Origin of the sequence: Pelosinus fermentans DSM 17108 (assembly GCF_000271485.2) — a bacterium.
GTDB lineage: Bacteria > Bacillota > Negativicutes > DSM-13327 > DSM-13327 > Pelosinus > Pelosinus fermentans.
This window is the reverse complement of record NZ_AKVN02000001.1, coordinates 158,195-175,890: the sequence shown is the minus strand read 5'-3', so window position 1 is coordinate 175,890 and position 17,696 is coordinate 158,195. Positions and strand designations below refer to the sequence as shown.

At 35.5% G+C, this 17,696-nt stretch carries 19 protein-coding genes; 8 read left to right on the top strand and 11 right to left on the bottom strand.

The genetic code is table 11. The features are described 5' to 3' along the window. The first annotated feature begins 73 nt into the window (after window positions 1-73). Window positions 74-973, top strand: a complete 900-nt coding sequence (cidR, locus tag FR7_RS00835; protein ID WP_007936147.1) for a cidABC operon transcriptional activator CidR — start codon at window positions 74-76, stop codon at window positions 971-973. Window positions 974-1,055: 82 nt separating this feature from the next. Here cidR and corA read toward each other — a convergent pair whose 3' ends face one another. Both corA and FR7_RS00825 read right to left on the bottom strand, forming a co-directional pair. Beyond that, window positions 1,056-2,126: a magnesium/cobalt transporter CorA gene (gene corA / locus FR7_RS00830; RefSeq protein WP_237714878.1), complete on the bottom strand. Its 1,071-nt coding sequence runs from the start codon at window positions 2,124-2,126 to the stop codon at window positions 1,056-1,058. A gap of 5 nt (window positions 2,127-2,131) precedes the next feature. Then, entirely contained in the window at window positions 2,132-4,483 is a 2,352-nt protein-coding gene (locus tag FR7_RS00825) for an FtsK/SpoIIIE family DNA translocase (RefSeq protein ID WP_007936145.1), read from the bottom strand. 187 nt (window positions 4,484-4,670) lie between these two features. On the opposite strand from FR7_RS00825, the gene FR7_RS00820 reads away from it, so the two are divergent. Then, window positions 4,671-5,120, top strand: a complete 450-nt coding sequence (locus FR7_RS00820; protein WP_007936144.1) for a QueT transporter family protein — start codon at window positions 4,671-4,673, stop codon at window positions 5,118-5,120. A gap of 200 nt (window positions 5,121-5,320) precedes the next feature. Here the strand turns inward: FR7_RS00820 and FR7_RS00815 are convergent, their stop codons facing one another. From FR7_RS00815 to dnaA, 9 genes are all read right to left on the bottom strand, one after another. Continuing rightward, a complete protein-coding gene (locus FR7_RS00815; protein ID WP_237769477.1) occupies window positions 5,321-5,494 on the bottom strand; it encodes a CooT family nickel-binding protein in 174 nt (57 codons plus the stop codon). Next, the gene (locus tag FR7_RS00810) at window positions 5,494-5,937 is read right to left on the bottom strand and encodes a DUF3842 family protein (RefSeq protein WP_007936141.1); all 444 of its coding nucleotides are present in this window, start codon (window positions 5,935-5,937) and stop codon (window positions 5,494-5,496) included. Before FR7_RS00810 ends, FR7_RS00815 begins: the two co-directional genes overlap by 1 nt. A gap of 102 nt (window positions 5,938-6,039) precedes the next feature. Then, window positions 6,040-7,956, bottom strand: coding sequence for a DNA topoisomerase (ATP-hydrolyzing) subunit B (gene gyrB, locus FR7_RS00805; protein WP_007936140.1), 1,917 nt, complete (start codon window positions 7,954-7,956; stop codon window positions 6,040-6,042). A gap of 62 nt (window positions 7,957-8,018) precedes the next feature. Continuing rightward, window positions 8,019-8,273: an extracellular matrix regulator RemB gene (gene remB / locus FR7_RS00800; RefSeq protein ID WP_007936139.1), complete on the bottom strand. Its 255-nt coding sequence runs from the start codon at window positions 8,271-8,273 to the stop codon at window positions 8,019-8,021. Continuing rightward, complete coding sequence (locus FR7_RS00795) at window positions 8,273-9,109, bottom strand: DciA family protein (protein ID WP_007936138.1); 837 nt, start codon at window positions 9,107-9,109, stop codon at window positions 8,273-8,275. Before FR7_RS00795 ends, remB begins: the two co-directional genes overlap by 1 nt. Before the next feature lie 5 nt (window positions 9,110-9,114). Continuing rightward, window positions 9,115-10,212: a DNA replication/repair protein RecF gene (gene recF / locus FR7_RS00790; protein WP_007936137.1), complete on the bottom strand. Its 1,098-nt coding sequence runs from the start codon at window positions 10,210-10,212 to the stop codon at window positions 9,115-9,117. Window positions 10,213-10,223: 11 nt separating this feature from the next. Then, window positions 10,224-10,439: an RNA-binding S4 domain-containing protein gene (locus tag FR7_RS00785; protein WP_007936136.1), complete on the bottom strand. Its 216-nt coding sequence runs from the start codon at window positions 10,437-10,439 to the stop codon at window positions 10,224-10,226. Then, the gene (dnaN, locus tag FR7_RS00780; protein ID WP_007936135.1) at window positions 10,440-11,549 is read right to left on the bottom strand and encodes a DNA polymerase III subunit beta; all 1,110 of its coding nucleotides are present in this window, start codon (window positions 11,547-11,549) and stop codon (window positions 10,440-10,442) included. 319 nt (window positions 11,550-11,868) lie between these two features. Then, window positions 11,869-13,356: a chromosomal replication initiator protein DnaA gene (dnaA, locus tag FR7_RS00775; protein ID WP_007936134.1), complete on the bottom strand. Its 1,488-nt coding sequence runs from the start codon at window positions 13,354-13,356 to the stop codon at window positions 11,869-11,871. A 619-nt stretch (window positions 13,357-13,975) separates the two neighbouring features. On the opposite strand from dnaA, the gene rpmH reads away from it, so the two are divergent. The 6 genes from rpmH to mnmE all read left to right on the top strand — a co-directional run bounded on the left by rpmH (window position 13,976) and on the right by mnmE (window position 17,685). Then, window positions 13,976-14,110: a 50S ribosomal protein L34 gene (gene rpmH / locus FR7_RS00770; RefSeq protein WP_007936133.1), complete on the top strand. Its 135-nt coding sequence runs from the start codon at window positions 13,976-13,978 to the stop codon at window positions 14,108-14,110. A 47-nt stretch (window positions 14,111-14,157) separates the two neighbouring features. Beyond that, window positions 14,158-14,508, top strand: coding sequence for a ribonuclease P protein component (gene rnpA, locus FR7_RS00765; RefSeq protein WP_007936127.1), 351 nt, complete (start codon window positions 14,158-14,160; stop codon window positions 14,506-14,508). A 10-nt stretch (window positions 14,509-14,518) separates the two neighbouring features. Continuing rightward, a complete protein-coding gene (yidD, locus tag FR7_RS00760) occupies window positions 14,519-14,725 on the top strand; it encodes a membrane protein insertion efficiency factor YidD (protein WP_007936126.1) in 207 nt (68 codons plus the stop codon). Between the two features lie 65 nt (window positions 14,726-14,790). After that, window positions 14,791-15,429 carry a YidC/Oxa1 family membrane protein insertase gene (locus FR7_RS00755; RefSeq protein WP_007936124.1) on the top strand — a complete coding sequence of 213 codons (639 nt, stop codon included), beginning with the start codon at window positions 14,791-14,793 and terminating at the stop codon, window positions 15,427-15,429. A 17-nt stretch (window positions 15,430-15,446) separates the two neighbouring features. Continuing rightward, window positions 15,447-16,070, top strand: a complete 624-nt coding sequence (gene jag / locus FR7_RS00750; RefSeq protein ID WP_007936122.1) for an RNA-binding cell elongation regulator Jag/EloR — start codon at window positions 15,447-15,449, stop codon at window positions 16,068-16,070. A gap of 229 nt (window positions 16,071-16,299) precedes the next feature. Beyond that, the gene (mnmE, locus tag FR7_RS00745) at window positions 16,300-17,685 is read left to right on the top strand and encodes a tRNA uridine-5-carboxymethylaminomethyl(34) synthesis GTPase MnmE (RefSeq protein ID WP_007936120.1); all 1,386 of its coding nucleotides are present in this window, start codon (window positions 16,300-16,302) and stop codon (window positions 17,683-17,685) included. The last annotated feature ends 11 nt before the right edge of the window (window positions 17,686-17,696 follow it).

Sequence of the window (17,696 nt, the reverse complement as noted above, 5' to 3'; positions counted from 1 at the left end):
ACCTATTCTTAAAAACTATAGTACCCTACTATATAATTTTCTGCACATCTTATAATAAAAAGGAGATCGAAAGATGGATGTACGCCATTTAACTTATTTTATCGAAGTAGCCAGGCACCGTAGTTTTACCAAAGCAGCTCGTTCATTACACATAACACAGCCGTCAATTAGTAAGATGATTAAAATTTTGGAAGATGAATTAGGAACAACCTTATTTTATCGCTCCGCAAAACAAATCGAGTTAACGGATGCAGGCAGAGCTGTTCTCCACCAATCCCAACAAATTGTAACTTCTTTTCAAAACCTGACATCAGAATTAGCCGATGTAATTAACTTAAAAAAGGGTACTCTTGTAATCGGATTGCCTCCAATGGTAGGTGCCAGGTTTTTCCCCAAGATCATTGCTGATTATACGAGGTTATATCCCCAAATCTCTCTGAGTCTAATTGAAGTAGGTTCCAAAAAAGTAGAAGATGGAGTAGAAGATGGCAGCCTGGATATTGGTATGGTGGCATTACCTGTTAATGAGAATAACTTTGAAATGTTTCCTTTCGTCAAAGAGCCTCTGATGCTTATCGTTCATCCTGATCACGAATTAGCAAATCGATCCAATGTAGAGCTTACTGAATTAAAAAATGAATCCTTTATCCTATTGCGGGAAGATTTTACTCTTCATGGTCGTATCGTAAATCGCTGTATTCAAAGTGGCTTTGATCCTAAAATCATCTGTGAAAGCTCCCAATGGGACTTTATCTCTGAAATGGTTGCGATTAATTTAGGGATTGCCATATTACCGCGAACGATTTGCAAGGAACTTGACCCTGCTAAAATCAAAACCGTATCCTTAGCAGAACCCATGGTACCTTGGCATCTGGGAATGATCTGGAAAAAAGATCGCTATCTATCCTTTGCCAGCCGCTCCTGGCTAAAATTAACCAGTCAGTATTTCGGTATTAAATTGGATTTGCCTTAATATAGGGCAAACCTATATATAAATTTTATAAACGAAAATCGTACCTTGTGATAAGGTACGATTTTTTTGAGTTATAAAAGATTTACATCCATTTCTTTCTGCGAAAATATACGATCATACATCCGCTAATAAAGGCCATAAATAATAAAATCACCGGGTAGCCCCATTTCCATTCCAGCTCTGGCATATATTTAAAATTCATCCCATATAAACCTACAATAAAAGTGAGGGGAATAAAAATGGTAGCGATAATTGTTAAAACTTTCATGACTTCATTCGTTTTAAAACTTACATTGGAAAGATAAAGGTCAAGCATCCCCGTAACCATATCCCGATACATTTCAATACTATCAATTACTTGTATCATGTGGTCATATACATCTCTAATATAAATAAGAGTGTCTTTTGTGAATAAGACAGAATCTCCCCGAGACAAAGCATTTATAATTTCTCGCAGAGGCCAGACGGCTTTTCGTACAAATAACATCTCATTTTTTAAGGTATGTATTTCTTTTATAACCTTAGGCTGAGGATGTACAATAATCTTATTTTCTAATACTTCAATTTTATCTCCTAAATATTCAAGAGCAACATAGTAATTATCTACAATACAATCCAGTAAAGCATAAGCAAGGTAGTCTACACCTTTACTTCTTATTTTACCCGTAGTGCCTTTCATTCGTTCTCGAATCTTTGCAAATGTATCATTATCATTTTCTTGAAAAGACAGTATATAATTACTGCCTACAATCAAGCTAACTTGCTCAAAGTCGATATTCTTATTATCATAGCAATGAATCATTTTGACAATAATATACAAGTATTCCTTATTGTCTTCTATTTTAGGACGTTGGTTAGTATTAACGATATCTTCTAATACTAAAGAATGTATCTGAAATGCAGCTCCGATTTTTTCAATCATGCTCACAACATGAATACCGCTGATATGTATCCAACACTTATCTGTGATACTCTCATTCTCTAATAATTCATCAACTTTATCAAATTCTTTCTCATTCCAATGCTCACTACTATAACACAACATTCTTATTTTTACTTTTTCGCTTCGAGTTGAACCGATATGCAAAAGAGTACCGGGAGGAAGACCTACTTTTTTAGTGATCTGCTTATATTGACCTGGCAAACCTACCACCTCATCTATTCTGAATCTGTATTACTAGATTGAGCCGCATCATTAAAATAACGTTCACATACCTGATCATAAGTCATGGTGATATCCCGAGGTTTGCTTCCCATATTCGGACCAATAATTTTCATTTCTTCCATGGTATCAATTAAGCGAGACGCTCTTGTATAGCCAATCCTGAATTTCCTTTGCAGCATAGATGCTGATGCCTGATTCAGCTCCATAATAATGCGCACAGCTTCTTCAAATAACTCATCTTCAAAAAGATTGGAACCAGTTTCTTCTTTCTTTAAATTTTCACAAGCAGTAATTCCTTCCATATATTCCGGAGGCTCTATCTGCTTTTTGATATATTCTGTAAGTTCTTCCACTTCACTATCAGCAATAAACGCACCTTGTACTCTAAGAGGCTTAGACATGCCGATAGGATAAAACAGCATGTCCCCTTTGCCTAGCAGCTTTTCTGCTCCTGCCATATCCAATATGGTTCGGGAATCAATTTGGGATGATACAGCAAAAGCAATTCTAGATGGTACATTCGCTTTGATTAATCCCGTAATTACATCTACAGAGGGTCTCTGTGTTGCTAATACCATGTGAATACCAGCTGCCCGAGCTTTTTGCGCTAAGCGGATAATCGCATCCTCTACATCAACTGGCGAGACCATCATCAAATCTGCCAATTCATCAATAATAATCAAAATATAAGGGATTTTTTCACCACTAGAACCCTCGCCAACCGGGAAACTATCAATTAAGTCATTATATCTGCCGATGTCCCGCACTCCCGCAGCAGCAAACATTTCATAACGCCGCTCCATTTCTTGCACTGCCCAGCGCAAGGCAGATGCAGCTTTTTGTGCATCCGTCACTACAGGTGTTAATAAATGAGGCAGACCATTATAATTCGTCAATTCAACCACTTTAGGATCAATTAAAATCAGGCGTACTTCCTGAGGAGTTGCTTTAAATAATATACTGGTTAACAATGTGTTGATACATACACTCTTGCCAGAGCCTGTTGAACCAGCCACTAATAAATGAGGCATTTTCCCCAAATCAGCTGTCACAGTTTGCCCTGCGATATCCTTGCCTAAAGCCACAACTAATTTTGAGGTTGCTTTCAAAAATTCATTACTTTCTAACACATCCCGCAAAGGAACACTTGCTAGAACTTTATTAGGGACTTCAATACCAATGGCTGCCTTACCTGGAATTGGCGCTTCAATACGCACTCCCGATGCAGCAAGGCTCAAAGCAATATCATCGGCTAAATTAACAATCTTACTTACTTTTACACCAGGAGCAGGTTCTAATTCATAGCGGGTTACAGTAGGTCCTTGGCTAATATGGATCATTTTCGCTTTGACATTAAAACTTTCCAGAGTGCTCTCAAGAATTTTAGCATTATTGGCTACTTCTTTGGCTCGTTTACTATCCCCTTGATTCGTAGATTTTTGTAATATTGATAGTGGCGGCAATACATACCCTGCAACAAAGGTACTCTCTGGTTCTAGAATCGAATGATTATCCTCTATTTTCCCCTTATTATTTTGTTTATGTTTTATTTCAACAACATTCTCTCGTACCTTCTGGACAGGCTCTTCTCTTCTTGCCTTGTAGCTGGCTTCTTCTGCTTCTTCTGCTTCTTGATGAGCAGCCTGTTCTAATAAACTGTCAATTAAAGGTCTTCCAGTAATCGCTGCTATCTCTTCATACTGCTCTTCTTGTTCGTCTTTATTATTTTTTCTTAAAAATTGTCTATCCTTCTCCTGATTATAAAAGCTGCCGACTTTTTCAATTTGTTCATATGCGGTAGTCAATCCCTGCTGCGTTCTTTCTTTAGCCGCTAGGTAGGTTTGATATAATGACCAAGTTGTAGCAATTAAAATACCACATAAACATGAAGCAATTAATATAATAAAAGCACCATAAAATCCAAAAAATTTACGCAGTATAAATAATATCATACCACCAATCAAGCCGCCTCCACTGGCTAAACTTTCTGGAAGTATTTCTCTGTTTTCCAAAATTAAAAAATGATGGGTTAATGCTAACAACGATATATAGAGCAGCGCTAGTCCCCAAAAACGGATACTATACACAATACCTTGATCCTTCTTGATATAAAAGCCACCAATGATGATCATTAATAAAGGAATAACAAAGGCTCCTAATCCAAAAGAGTATTTTAAAAACTTAGATAGATATAACCCAATGGAACCAGTATTAAAATCCAGTAAACTAATAATTGAAATAATCCCTGCTGCCAAAAGAAAGATACCCAATACCTCAGACCGGAGCCTCGGATTAACAATACTTTGATTATTATTTTCTATATCGCTTGTATGACGTTTAGACAAAGTTTACCACCTAATTCTTTTTTTATTTATTCTCGTTGTATTATACCATTCCTATATGGAAATCCACAATTTTTTTAGGAACATATGTTTGTTTTTATTCTATATTTGTCTTTAACGAAACTTTTCTGGTTTATTTTAACTCCATATACTATAATTAAAATTCAATCTATTATCAATGGAGGTCTTTATGAATACCCATTTTATTCTACGTGCTACTATGATTGCCGCTTTATATATAAGCATTACATATGCACTAGCACCCATTTCTTATGGCCCTTTACAATTTCGGCTTAGTGAAGCGCTAACTGTACTGCCCATTCTTTATCCTGAAGCGATCTACGGTTTATTTATCGGCACTTTAATTGCTAATATCTTTGGTGGGCTGGGTGTTTGGGATATATTTGGCGGTAGTCTGGCCACACTCATTGCAGCTTGGCTTACCTATCGATTTAGAAGTACGATCTGGGCATATGTATCCCCAATTATCGTCAATGCATTTATTGTTGGCGGCTATCTTTCTATATTATATGCTATGCCCTTCTGGTTTACAATATTATCCATTGGATTTAGTGAAGCAATTATTGTCTTTGCCATCGGTTATCCTCTTATCCTTGTACTAAAAAAGTATAAATTATAATATGCATAAGCGGCTAGATCTAAAAATTCTAGCCGCTTATGCATATTATAATTTAAAACAGAATGGAACCATAGGGAAAAAATAGATAGGATAAAAAATTTTTGAACCGCGAAGACACGAAGAATAGGAAGAATAAAATGTCCACAATACTTCGTGTCTTTTGCATTTCTTCGCATCTTCGCGTTTCAGCACTTTTTTTATTATCCTTTTTCAAAGCGCTCTAGGATAATTTTATGATCCACTAAGTGTAATTCTTTAATACGGGCTTCTATGGTTTTACGTTCACCAAAAATATTTTCAAGATAGATTTCCCTATCCTTAGGAATAATGGTATCGACTCTTTCTAAGAGTAATTCTTCCACATTTTTATTCATTACATAAACGTTAGCTTCGCACATGTTTTATCCCCTCCTAAATGCTTTTTAATTTCAAGCAGTACACCATCTACTAAATGAGGCAGCGGCTCTGTTTTTAATCCAATAATATCAATATTCCCGCGATATAAGGGTATTAATATCTTTCGCGCCTTACTAGTCGTTATCACTTCTGCCATTTTCGGCGTAAGTTCTCCAAGCATTGAATTTGCCATAATAATACTCAATGATCCTATTATACAATCAATATCCTTACAATTATGTACAATTGCATTTTCTCCGGTAGCACCTTCATTTGCTCCTGCTTTCAGCATAGCTGAAGTTGCCAGTGCATTTGTACCTAACGCCAAAATATCAATTTCCTCTTTAAATTCTTTTCTTATTTTTTCAATAATAACTTTTCCCATACCGCCGCCTTGTCCATCAATCACTACAATGCGCATAAGACTCCTCCTTACAACGTAACCCAAGAACAATTACTTTAAAAGTAGGAAGGCTGATTATCTAATTACAGATAATCGGCCTTCCTTATTTTTACTTACCTATCATGTATCCAAATTTCGTACATCATGGGCATGATCTTCAATGAACTTACGCCTAGGCTCTACCTTATCACCCATGAGAATGGTAAACATCTCATCAGCAGCCATAGCATCCCCTAACTCGACTTGCAGCAGAGTTCTTCCTTCAGGGTTCATGGTAGTTTCCCATAATTGATCAGGATTCATTTCACCAAGACCTTTATAACGCTGTACATTAATATTGTCTTTGCCAATACGAGCTAATAATTTACTCATTTCATCATCACTGTATAAATACCAGCTCTCACGTCCCTTTTTCACTAAATATAAAGGCGGTTGAGCGATATAAATACGACCTGCTTCAATGAGAGGCTTCATATAACGATAAAAAAACGTCAATAACAAGGTACGGATATGAGCACCATCAACATCAGCATCTGTCATGATAATAATTTTGCCATAGCGGCTTTTCTCTAAATCAAAATCTTCTGCAATGCCGTTACCAAAGGCAGTAATCATAACTCTAATTTCGTCACTATTGAGTATCTTATCCAAACGAGCTTTCTCAACATTTAATATTTTACCACGCAAAGGCAATATAGCTTGGAATCGGCGATCCCGTCCTTGTTTGGCTGAACCACCTGCTGAATCGCCTTCAACTAGATAGATTTCTGTCTGCATGGGATCTTTCATTGAGCAATCTGCCAATTTCCCAGGTAAAGAGCTGATCTCCAATGCATTTTTTCTGCGAGTCAATTCTCTGGCCTTACGGGCTGCATCTCTAGCCCGAGCTGACATAACAGATTTCTCAATAATCTTTTTAGTAACCGCTGGATTCTCTTCGAAGAACTCACTTAATTTGTCAGAAACAATACTATCTACAATCCCTCTAACATCACTATTACCTAGCTTTGTTTTGGTTTGTCCTTCAAATTGCGGCTCCTCAATTTTTAAACTAATAACTGCAGTTAGACCTTCCCGAACATCTTCACCACTTAGATTTTCATCATTATCTTTTAATATATTTAATTTACGGGCATAATCATTAACTGTTCTTGTTAATGCAATCTTAAAGCCGCTAAGGTGAGTACCACCTTCTTGAGTATTAATATTATTAACAAAACTAAAAATATTTTCTACATAACTTTCATTATATTGCAGGGCAATCTCCACAACATTAGTATCTCGTTTTCCCACTACAAAAATAGGATTCGTATGCAATACTGTCTTATTTTTATTTAAATGATCCACAAAAGAACAGATACCGCCTTCATAGAAAAAAACTTCATGGGTTTCCGTACGTTCATCGGTTAAATTAATAGTAATTCCTTTGTTCAAAAAGGCTAATTCCCTTAAACGCTGCTTTAAGGTATCGTAACTATACACTAAATCTTCAAAGATTTCAGCATCAGGTTTAAATTTAACTGTGGTCCCTGTTTCTTCTGTATCCCCAACAATCGTTAAAGGCTTAGCAGTATAACCGCGTTCAAAGCCAATTTGATGAATTTTTCCATCCACTTTCACTTCTATATCTAAATATGTACTAAGAGCATTTACTACCGATATGCCTACTCCATGAAGTCCGCCGGAAACTTTATAGCCACCGCCGCCAAATTTACCCCCTGCATGCAGTACTGTTAACACTACCTCTACCGCTGGTTTGCCAGTTTCATGCATACCTACAGGAATACCACGACCATTATCCGACACAATAATACTATTATCTTGGCAAATTGTTACATCTACTTTATCACAATATCCAGCTAACGCTTCATCAATACTATTATCAACCACTTCATAAACCAGATGATGCAATCCTCTGGCTGAAGTACTGCCAATATACATTCCTGGACGTTTACGGACAGCTTCCAAACCCTCTAATACTTGTATTTGTTCCGCTCCATAATTACCATTTCCTAAAACTTCTTCCTCATTACTCATTGCTAACCTCCAACTTAAAATCAACTCATAGAGTGTTATAAAACAAATTTATATAAACAATCTTAAATATTTTCATAGATATGAAAATCAATTGCCCTTTTCTTTAATGTTAAAGATGAAATAGCAGATAGATATACTTTATTCGTAGTAATAATAAAACTCTTGGGATCATTTTCTGAAACATCAAAAACCTTTTTCTCATCGCGCATTTTCTTAATAAATTCTTTATTAATACCTGATCGTTTTGATTTTAGATCAGTAATAGAAATAACATCACGCAAAGGAACGACCATATCGGCTCCCAGGTGTAAAAACATTACTTTTTCCTCCTGAATTTTTCTAAGGTTTTATTGATAATTGCATCATTTACAGCTTCAATCTTAGCTCCTGTAGTTAGCATTATAAAACTCATTATTTTAAATTTATCATTATCTCCTTCTTGGATATCCCGGCTAATGAATGCAGTTAATGTATATTTAGCTTGCTGAAATTCCTCTTCTGTACAAGTAATATGTTCATATAATTCAGCATAACGTATCCATGGTATTTCTTTTAGAGTATTTATAATAGTATACAGTAATTTTTGCTTTTTATTAAGTGTGCAAGCAGTACAATAGGTTTCTTCCGGCGGACATAAAACAGTACAACTGGCACACTGGTGCCAGTTATGCTGTTTTTTTATTTTTTTTAAAGCAAAATCCTTACGCATAATGCGCAATATTTTTTGCTTTAAGTATTTATCACTTATATGATTACTGGTTTCCTGCATAGTTTGTACATCATATTCATCTAATTTAACCTTACTTAATTGATATTTTATATTAGGTATTGCATTTATAGCAGTATCTTCTTCATTCTGGGAATTACTAAAATATCCTGCTTGAAAACGAATATCAAAAATAAGTTTATAGCCAATAAATTGATTTATTTTATCAATAATGCTTTCTTTCATCATGGATAAATGATGAGACCATACAGAACTATTCACACTAACCATTAGCGTTCCTTGCTGAACAGAACGAGCGTATGCATTGGCAGCAATATCATCACCGACGATTTCTGACCAATGTACAATAACAGATTGGTCGTTGTATGGCTTCTGCAAGCCTAAATTTCTGATCGTATTCGATACTATATCTTTCATTTTTTGCATAGCAATCACTCCACTATAGTACCATTTTCTACATGAAAATATTTTCCAAATTCCCAATCTGGAAAATATTTTTCTTCCGTGGCCGTAATGATGGTTTGGACACGATCTTTGATAAAAACTAATAAATGTTCTCGGCGTGTTGCATCCAATTCACTCATCACATCATCCAGTAACAAAATGGGATATTCTCCAGTTTCTGATTTAATAAATTCCAACTCTGCTAATTTTAATGACAAAACTCCTGTACGTTGTTGACCTTGGGAGCCAAATGTTCTTAAATTTATACCATTCACTGTGAGAATTAGATCATCTTTATGAGGTCCGATACTTGTGCTGCCACGCCAAATATCGTTTTGTCGCTGCTGCACAAATTTAGCCTTATATTCTTTTATCAGATTTTCAGCTCCCGTTTCGGTAATTTCATGCTTATGATACACAAGAGTCAAATTCTCTTTACTTGCAGTTATTTTCCGATGCATTAAATTCGCAAGCATAGCTAATTTCTTAACTGCCTCTTGTCTTTTTGTAACGATTTTACTAGCTGCAACAGCTAACTGTTCATCCCAAGCATCTAACATATCAGGTTTATCTTTATTTTCTCTGATTTTTTTTAACAAATTATTTCGTTGGGATACGATGCGATTATATTTTAATAGCTGCTGATAATAGCTTGGATTTGCTTGTGAAATCTCTATATCTAAAAAACGCCTACGCATAGCAGGCATCCCTTTTATTAACATTAAATCTTCAGGAGAAAATAATACAACATTCAGTAAACCAATGAGTTCCCGAGGTTTTATTGCATAATGATTTGATATGATTTCTTTTTTTTGACTGTTGCTCAGCTTCATGACCAAGCTATTTTCAATATTCATGCGGGAAAATTCAATTGTAATACTGCCATCTTCCTGCTGCCAGCGAATCAGCTCAGCATCTACATTCGTACGATGAGAGCGTCCCATTGCGCCATAATAAATAGATTCTAGGATATTGGTCTTTCCTTGTGCATTTTGCCCAATAAATATATTAATCCCTTGGGTAAAATCTAAGGAAAGATTTACATAATTTCGAATGTTTCTCAGAATTATTTTATTAACTTTCATGGTAACACCTTTTATTCAGTCGTTACTTTCCATTTTCCAATATCTGTAATTTCAATTATATCACCAGGTAGTATCTTTTTGCGTCGTTCATGAATTTGGGCACCATTAATAAAGACAAGACCGTCTTCAATCAATAATTTAACTTGTCCACCAGATTCAATAATCCCTGCCCATTTTAAAAATTGATCCAGCTGAATGGTAGCTGTATTTATCCCTATTTCTTCCATTTAGTTTGTCCTCACAGGCGTAATGATATAGTTGTAAGTTTCATCATCAATCGGTTTTATACTTGCAGGACTAAGAGGCGTATTCAAAGAGAATACGAGTTGCTCACTGCTAATATTTTTTAAAATATCCGTAACATACTTTGCATTAAAAGCAATTTCAACTTCATTACCCTGAACGATTGTTGTTACTGTTTCACATGCTTTACCGATATCAGGGTTGTTAGATGTAATAATAACACAATCATTTTTAAAAGCCAATTTAATAATATTATAATCGCCATCTCTTGCTAATAAGGAGACACGTTCTACTGCATCCATAAATGCGTGAGTATCAATTGTGATGGTAGTAGCAAAACTAGGGGGAATTACTTTATTATAGTCGGGAAATTGTCCTTCAATCAGGCGAGAAATAATATAGATATTGTCAAAGGCAAAGGATACTTGATTCTTTTGACAATAAATTGTTACATCCATAGGAACATCAGAAATCATGATGCGTGCTAATTCATTCAATATCTTAGCAGGAATAATCATTTTAATGCTATCTGTATTATGACCAAGATGGTCTTTTTTTATTGCTAAGCGATGGGTATTGGTAGCTACCATATTTACCTCATGCTGATTAATTTCAAGTAAACCGCCAGTAAAAATGGGACGGGATTCATCAGTAGAGCAGGCAAAAACAGTCTTCTTGATCAGTTCTCTTAATATATTATCTTTAACATTTATCACAGTATCGCTCGTTGGCTTTTTTAATACAGGAAATTCTTCTGCTGGCAAGCTTAATAAATTAAATTGAGCTTGATTCGAGGTTATTTGAATGGTTCTGTCTTCCAGACTTGAAGAAATTTCGATCATTTCTCCTGGTAATTTACGAACCAACTCTTGAAAATACCGTCCAGAGATTACTACTGTACCTGGTTCTTCAATTGTAGCTTCAATGATGCAGCTAATGCCAATTTCATAATTTGTTGCTTGTAGTTCTAATTTTTCATCAAAGGCAGACAAATAGATACCTGTCAAAATAGGCATTGGAGTTTTAGTGGCAAGAGCTTTTTGTACTGTTTGTACAGCGTGGTTTAATTGCTCCTTTGTGCAGGAGATTTTCATTTTTAGTCCTCCATTCGGTATATTAATACTAAATAATATATATATTAATAAAATAGTCGTAATAGTAGTAGGGGGTGTAGATATGTTAATAACTCTAAAATTGCCTTATGCACAATAAAAAACGCTTGTTAATAACGTGTCAGTAAGTACTATAGGGGTTATCCACAAATCCACAGCTTTTTACTGTTCATAAATTATCAACAAATAATGTACAGGCTAATCCTGCTGTTACTAACAGAGTTATACACCTATCGCCAAAGAAAGAGTGAATAGTGTGAGTAAAATGGCGCTTTTTGTGACATATAAGCAAATAAAGATATTAAGTATTCTCAATTCGTTTAATTAACTCCTTAATTGTGTTGCTTAATTTAATATCTGCGTTACGTTCACGACTGATTTTGTCATAAGCATGAATCACTGTTGTGTGATCGCGTCCGCCGAACATTTCTCCAAGTCTCGGAAGTGAAGTCTCTGTTAGTTCTCTGGATAAATACATGGCAATCTGTCTGGGGTATGCAACATTGCGGGTCCGTTTTTTAGCCAGTAATTCATCAATTTTTAATTTGAAGTAAGAAGCAATGGTTTCTTGAATCAGCTCTACCGTAATTTGCTTAGGCTTGCCATGAGGGAAAATATCTTTTAATGCTTCTGTTGCCAGATCGATATCAATATTCTGGTTTGTTAGGGAAGCATAAGCCATTACTCTAATTAATGCTCCTTCTAGTTCCCGAATATTATTATCAATACGGCTTGCGATATATACCATAACGTCATTGGATACATTTAAATGTTCCATAATTGCTTTTTTACGTAAAATAGCAATTCGTGTTTCTAAATCTGGAGGTTGAATGTCAGTAATCAGACCCATTTCAAAACGGGATCGCAGTCGGTCTTCTAAAGTTTGAATCTCGCGGGGCGGTCGATCGCTTGACATGATAATCTGTTTATTTGCTTCATGTAATGTATTAAAAGTATGGAAAAATTCTTCCTGAGTATGTTCTTTTTTTGCTAAAAATTGAATATCGTCAACTAAGAGGACGTCAATATTACGATATTTTTGACGAAAACTTTCAGGATTACCATCTCTAATGGAATTAATCAACTCATTGGTGAATTTTTCACTAGAGATATAAAGCAATTTCAAATGTGGATGATTTTTCAAAATACGGTGACCAATGGCGTGCATAAGATGGGTTTTTCCTAGTCCAACACCACCATATACAAAAAAAGGATTATATGCATTGGCTGGTGCTTCGGCAACGGCTAAGGATGCAGCATGGGCTAAACGGTTAGAATTACCAATAACAAAAGTTTCAAAAATATATTTAGGATTTAAGATTGCCATTGATTCTTCTGCTGGATTTTGATTTAAGGAAAAATTTTGGTCGGATTCAGAAGATGGTTTATAGATATGAGGTTGTTTGGCTGTAGACATACTCGTTTGCACAAAGTCAGGTTTTTTGTCAATTTCCGGTTCTAATAGCAGCTGGGATGGGGTAATTACCGGAGTTATTTCTTGGGGTGCAGGAGGAGCAGCTGTTTCATCATCTATATCTAAATTAATAAAAATTATTGTTAAGGGTTTATTCGTAATATATTGGACTGTAGAGGAAATGATAGGAAGATAGCGGGATTCAAGCCATTCTTTAATGATTTGTTTAGGAGTTCCAATTTCTAATGTGGTATCGGTTAGTTTTAGGGGGATGGTGGGTTTTAGCCAAGTATCAATCATTAGCTTTGATAATTCTTGTTCTAATTTTTTTAATACCTGTTCCCATACGATTGTTGCTTGTAGGGTATCGTCCATACATTCAATCCTTTCTGTGCTATACAAATAATATAAAAATTAAAATGCGGTTAGTCATATAAAAAGATAAAACAATAATAGTGAAAATGTTTTATCAAACATAAAATAAAGACTACAAGTTAAAGGATTATTGGAATTATAATCACTCTATCAACAAATTTAATTAACAGTCTAATAAGTTATCCACATACTTATTAACAGATGTGAATAACTTATTTTGAAAAAGAAGGGTTTTAACGAAAAAAAAATACAACAGCAAAATAAAAAGTATTTCGCAGTCTTGTATTCATCAAGTATAATAGAGTTATTAAATGGTGTGGATAAAAGTGTGCATAAAGCTATGTTTTTGTGAATAACTTTTACTTTATGTAGATAAAAATAAGATTAGAAAGAATATGTGGATATCTTGTCATGTTTTATATTATCAAAAACTATATAAGTTATCAACAGATTTTTATCAAATAGGACCTTTTATCTACAAAATTATCCACAATACTCAGAAACTATCAACAAGTATATTTCTTGACACTGAGGGCTTGGCTAGTCTATAATCTTTAGTGTTAAAATATAGGCATTTTAACGTGATATTTTTGGTATTTTAGCAAGGAGGTGTAAATAAATGAAACGTACTTATCAACCAAATAACTTATGGAAAAAAAGAACCCATGGTTTCCGTGAGCGTATGAAAACCAGAGGTGGTCAATTAGTCCTTAAAAGAAGACGTGCTAGAAGCAGAAAGAAGTTATCTGCGTAGTAGGGCGCCAGAACAGGCCTATTTTCCATATGGCGGGATGATAAACTGTGATATATAAGTTATCTAAGCAAGGGATTCTACACAAAAATAAAAATTTCCAAGCTGTATATAAAGCCGGCAAATCATATGCTAATCGAATGATAGTACTTTATGTGCTGTCTACTAATAGTGTTGTTCGTCGAGTAGGATTTGCTGCGGGTAAAAGGTTGGGTGGTGCGGTAGTACGCAATCGTGTAAAACGTCTTTTGCGGGACTCCTATCGTTTAAACCAGCATAAGTTAATTAATGGAATTGATTTGCTATTAGTTGGCAGACAAGCTGCAGTAAGCTCAAATTCTACAGCTGTTCGTAAAGCGTTTATTCATTTGTGTGAAAAGGCAAAAATTTTGGCTAAGTAGGTAGTTGATCATGAAAAAAATAGTTATAATGATGATTAAAGGTTATCGTTTATTTATTTCACCGCTCAAACCGCCTACTTGCCGTTTTGTGCCGACTTGTTCAGAGTATGCATTACAGGCAATTGAGAAATATGGGATTTTCCGTGGGGGTATTATGGCTGTGCGGCGTATTTTGCGCTGTCATCCCTTTCATCCTGGCGGATATGATCCTGTTTGATATATAAGATTCGATTCAAGATTACAATTGATGTTGTCACAAATTAGTATTGAGGACGTGAGATATTGGCTCTGTTTGATTCGGCTATTGCATTATTGCAGCATATATTAACTTTTTTCTATGATATGACAGCTAGCATTGGTATACCTAATTATGGTATAGCTATTATTTTGGTAACTTTAATCATAAAGTTGCTATTATACCCTTTAACTGTAAAACAAGTTAAAGGTATGAAGGCTATGCAGGATTTACAGCCTAAAATGAAAGAATTACAAGAAAAATACAAAGGAAACCCTGAGAAATTAAATAAGGAAATGGCACTTTTATATAAAGAGTCAGGGGTCAATCCATTATCAGGCTGTTTACCTTTATTGGTTCAGATGCCTATACTTATGGGAATTTTCTTTGCCATTCGCGATTATCAATATGCGCAAATACCTAGCTTTTTATGGATTGCTAATTTGTCTCATCCTGATCCTTTGTATATTTTACCTGTACTATCAGCAGCTACTACTTATATTCAACAAAAACAGACAAGCACTGATATGAATCAACAGGCAAAAATGATGATGACTTTTATGCCATTATTTATAGGCTATATTAGTATTACTTTTCCTGCCGGACTTGTATTGTACTGGGTAATGAGTAATGCATTCCAAATTGTTCAACAGTGGTGGATGTACCGTGGTGAAGCTCAAAAATAAGGAGGCTGATTAACACGATGACTTCTGTGGATATGACAGGTAAAACCGTTGAAGAAGCGGTACGACTGGCTTTAAATGAACTTCAAGTTGGAGAAGACCGCATCGAGTATGAAGTGTTAGAAGCGCCCAGTAAAGGTTTATTTGGCTTTATTGGCAGTAAGCCTGCTAAAGTGAGAGTGACGATTAAGCCAATTGATCCGGTACAAGTGGCTCATGAATTTTTGAAAACTGTTTTTGATTTAATGAAATTAGAGGTACAGATTGAAAGAGTAGGAAAAGAAGATTCTATTGGTTTTAATATTCGAGGCAATGATTTAGGCATACTGATTGGTAAACATGGTCAGACCTTAGACGCGCTGCAGTATTTAACTAATTTGACAGCAAATCGTGATATTGATGGTAAGGTGCGTATTATTCTTGATGTGGAAGATTATCGTCAGCGTCGCACAGATACGTTAAATCGTTTGGCTGCTCGTTTGGCTGATTCTGTAAAGCGTCGTGGAGAAAAAGTAGTGTTGGAACCGATGAGTCCTAACGAACGAAAAATTATTCATATGGCTCTTCAAGATGATCAGCGAATTATTACTTACAGTGAAGGGGAAGAACCCTATCGCAAAATTGTGATTGCTTTAAAAAGATAGATAGTTTACATATTGTAAAACCCAGTAATAATTAATTATTACTGGGTTTTACTACTAGAGAATAGCCATGTAAATTAATTATTCACCATAGATAAATATTCCCAAGGAAATGGGTAAAAATAGTAAGTGTATAGTATTCTTTGGAAAAATCTCATCCTTTGCCTGTTTACGGCTATATTATGATTGTTTTTTACGAGAGTATACGGATACAAAATAAGGAGGAATAAAAGTGTTTGCAGAGGATACGATTAGTACAATCGCTACTGCTCCAGGTGAAGGAGCTATTGGCATTATACGTATGAGTGGCTCCTTGACGATAAAGATAGCGGAAACATTTTTTCGTGGAATAAATGGGAAGAATGCAGGACAGATCGCATCACAGCAAGTGGCATATGGACATATTATAGATCCGGATAATGGCCTGGTTATTGACGAGGTTTTATTACTTGTTATGCATGGCCCTAAATCCTATACGCGAGAAGATGTTGTTGAAATTCACTGCCATGGCGGTCCTGTACCAATGAAGAAGATTCTGGCACTTACACTGCAGTATGGTGCACGATTATCCGAACCTGGTGAATTTACAAAGCGGGCATTTCTAAATGGCAGACTGGATTTATCTCAGGCGGAAGCCGTTATGGATATCATTAGAGCGAAAACAGATGCTTCTCTTCGTATGGCTGTGGGACATTTATCGGGTGCCTTATCAGATCAGATACGCAAAATGAGATATGAAATCTTACGAATGATTGCCAATTTAGAAGCGACCATTGATTTTCCAGAAGAAGATATTGAGGTGTTAGCCGCTCAGGATGTTAGAGCAGCAGTAGTGCTGTTATTGGCGGATATAAATCATTTATTGCTTACAAAAGAGACGGGAAGGATATTGCGGGAAGGATTAGAAACTGTAATTCTTGGTAAACCCAATGTGGGTAAATCCAGTTTGTTAAATGCTTTATTGAAAGAAAAAAGAGCGATTGTAACAGATATTCCAGGAACAACCCGTGATGTGATTGAAGAATTCGTGAACCTATCGGGTGTTCCTTTAAAAATTGTAGATACTGCCGGGATTAGAGAAACCTCTGATATTATTGAGCAAATGGGCGTGGAAAAAGCGAAAGAATTTGTTGTGACAGCGGACTTAATTTTGTTATTATTAGATGCTTCTCTGCCATTATCAGCAGAAGATAGAGAAGTACTAACGATGCTTTCCGGTAAACAGGCAATTGTCTTAGTTAATAAAACAGATTTGCCGGCCCTTTTAAATTTGGATGAAGTATATACCTACATAGCAGATACAAAAGTATTAAAGATATCGGTAATGGAAGGTACTGGCTTAGCAGAACTGGAGCAGATGATTGTGGATATGGTGTACGGTGGGGAAATTACTCAAAAAGAGGGAGCGTTTCTTACCAATTTGCGTCAAGCTAATTTATTAGAGCAAGCTAAGTATCATTTAGAAGCGACAATTGCGACAATTGATGAAGGAATGCCATCGGATTGTATTGTGATTGATTTAAAAGAAAGTTGGGACAAGCTAGGGGAGATTACAGGAGATACAGTGGGGGAAGATATTATTGATCAGATTTTCACTCAATTTTGTATTGGTAAATAGGGGAGTGGCAA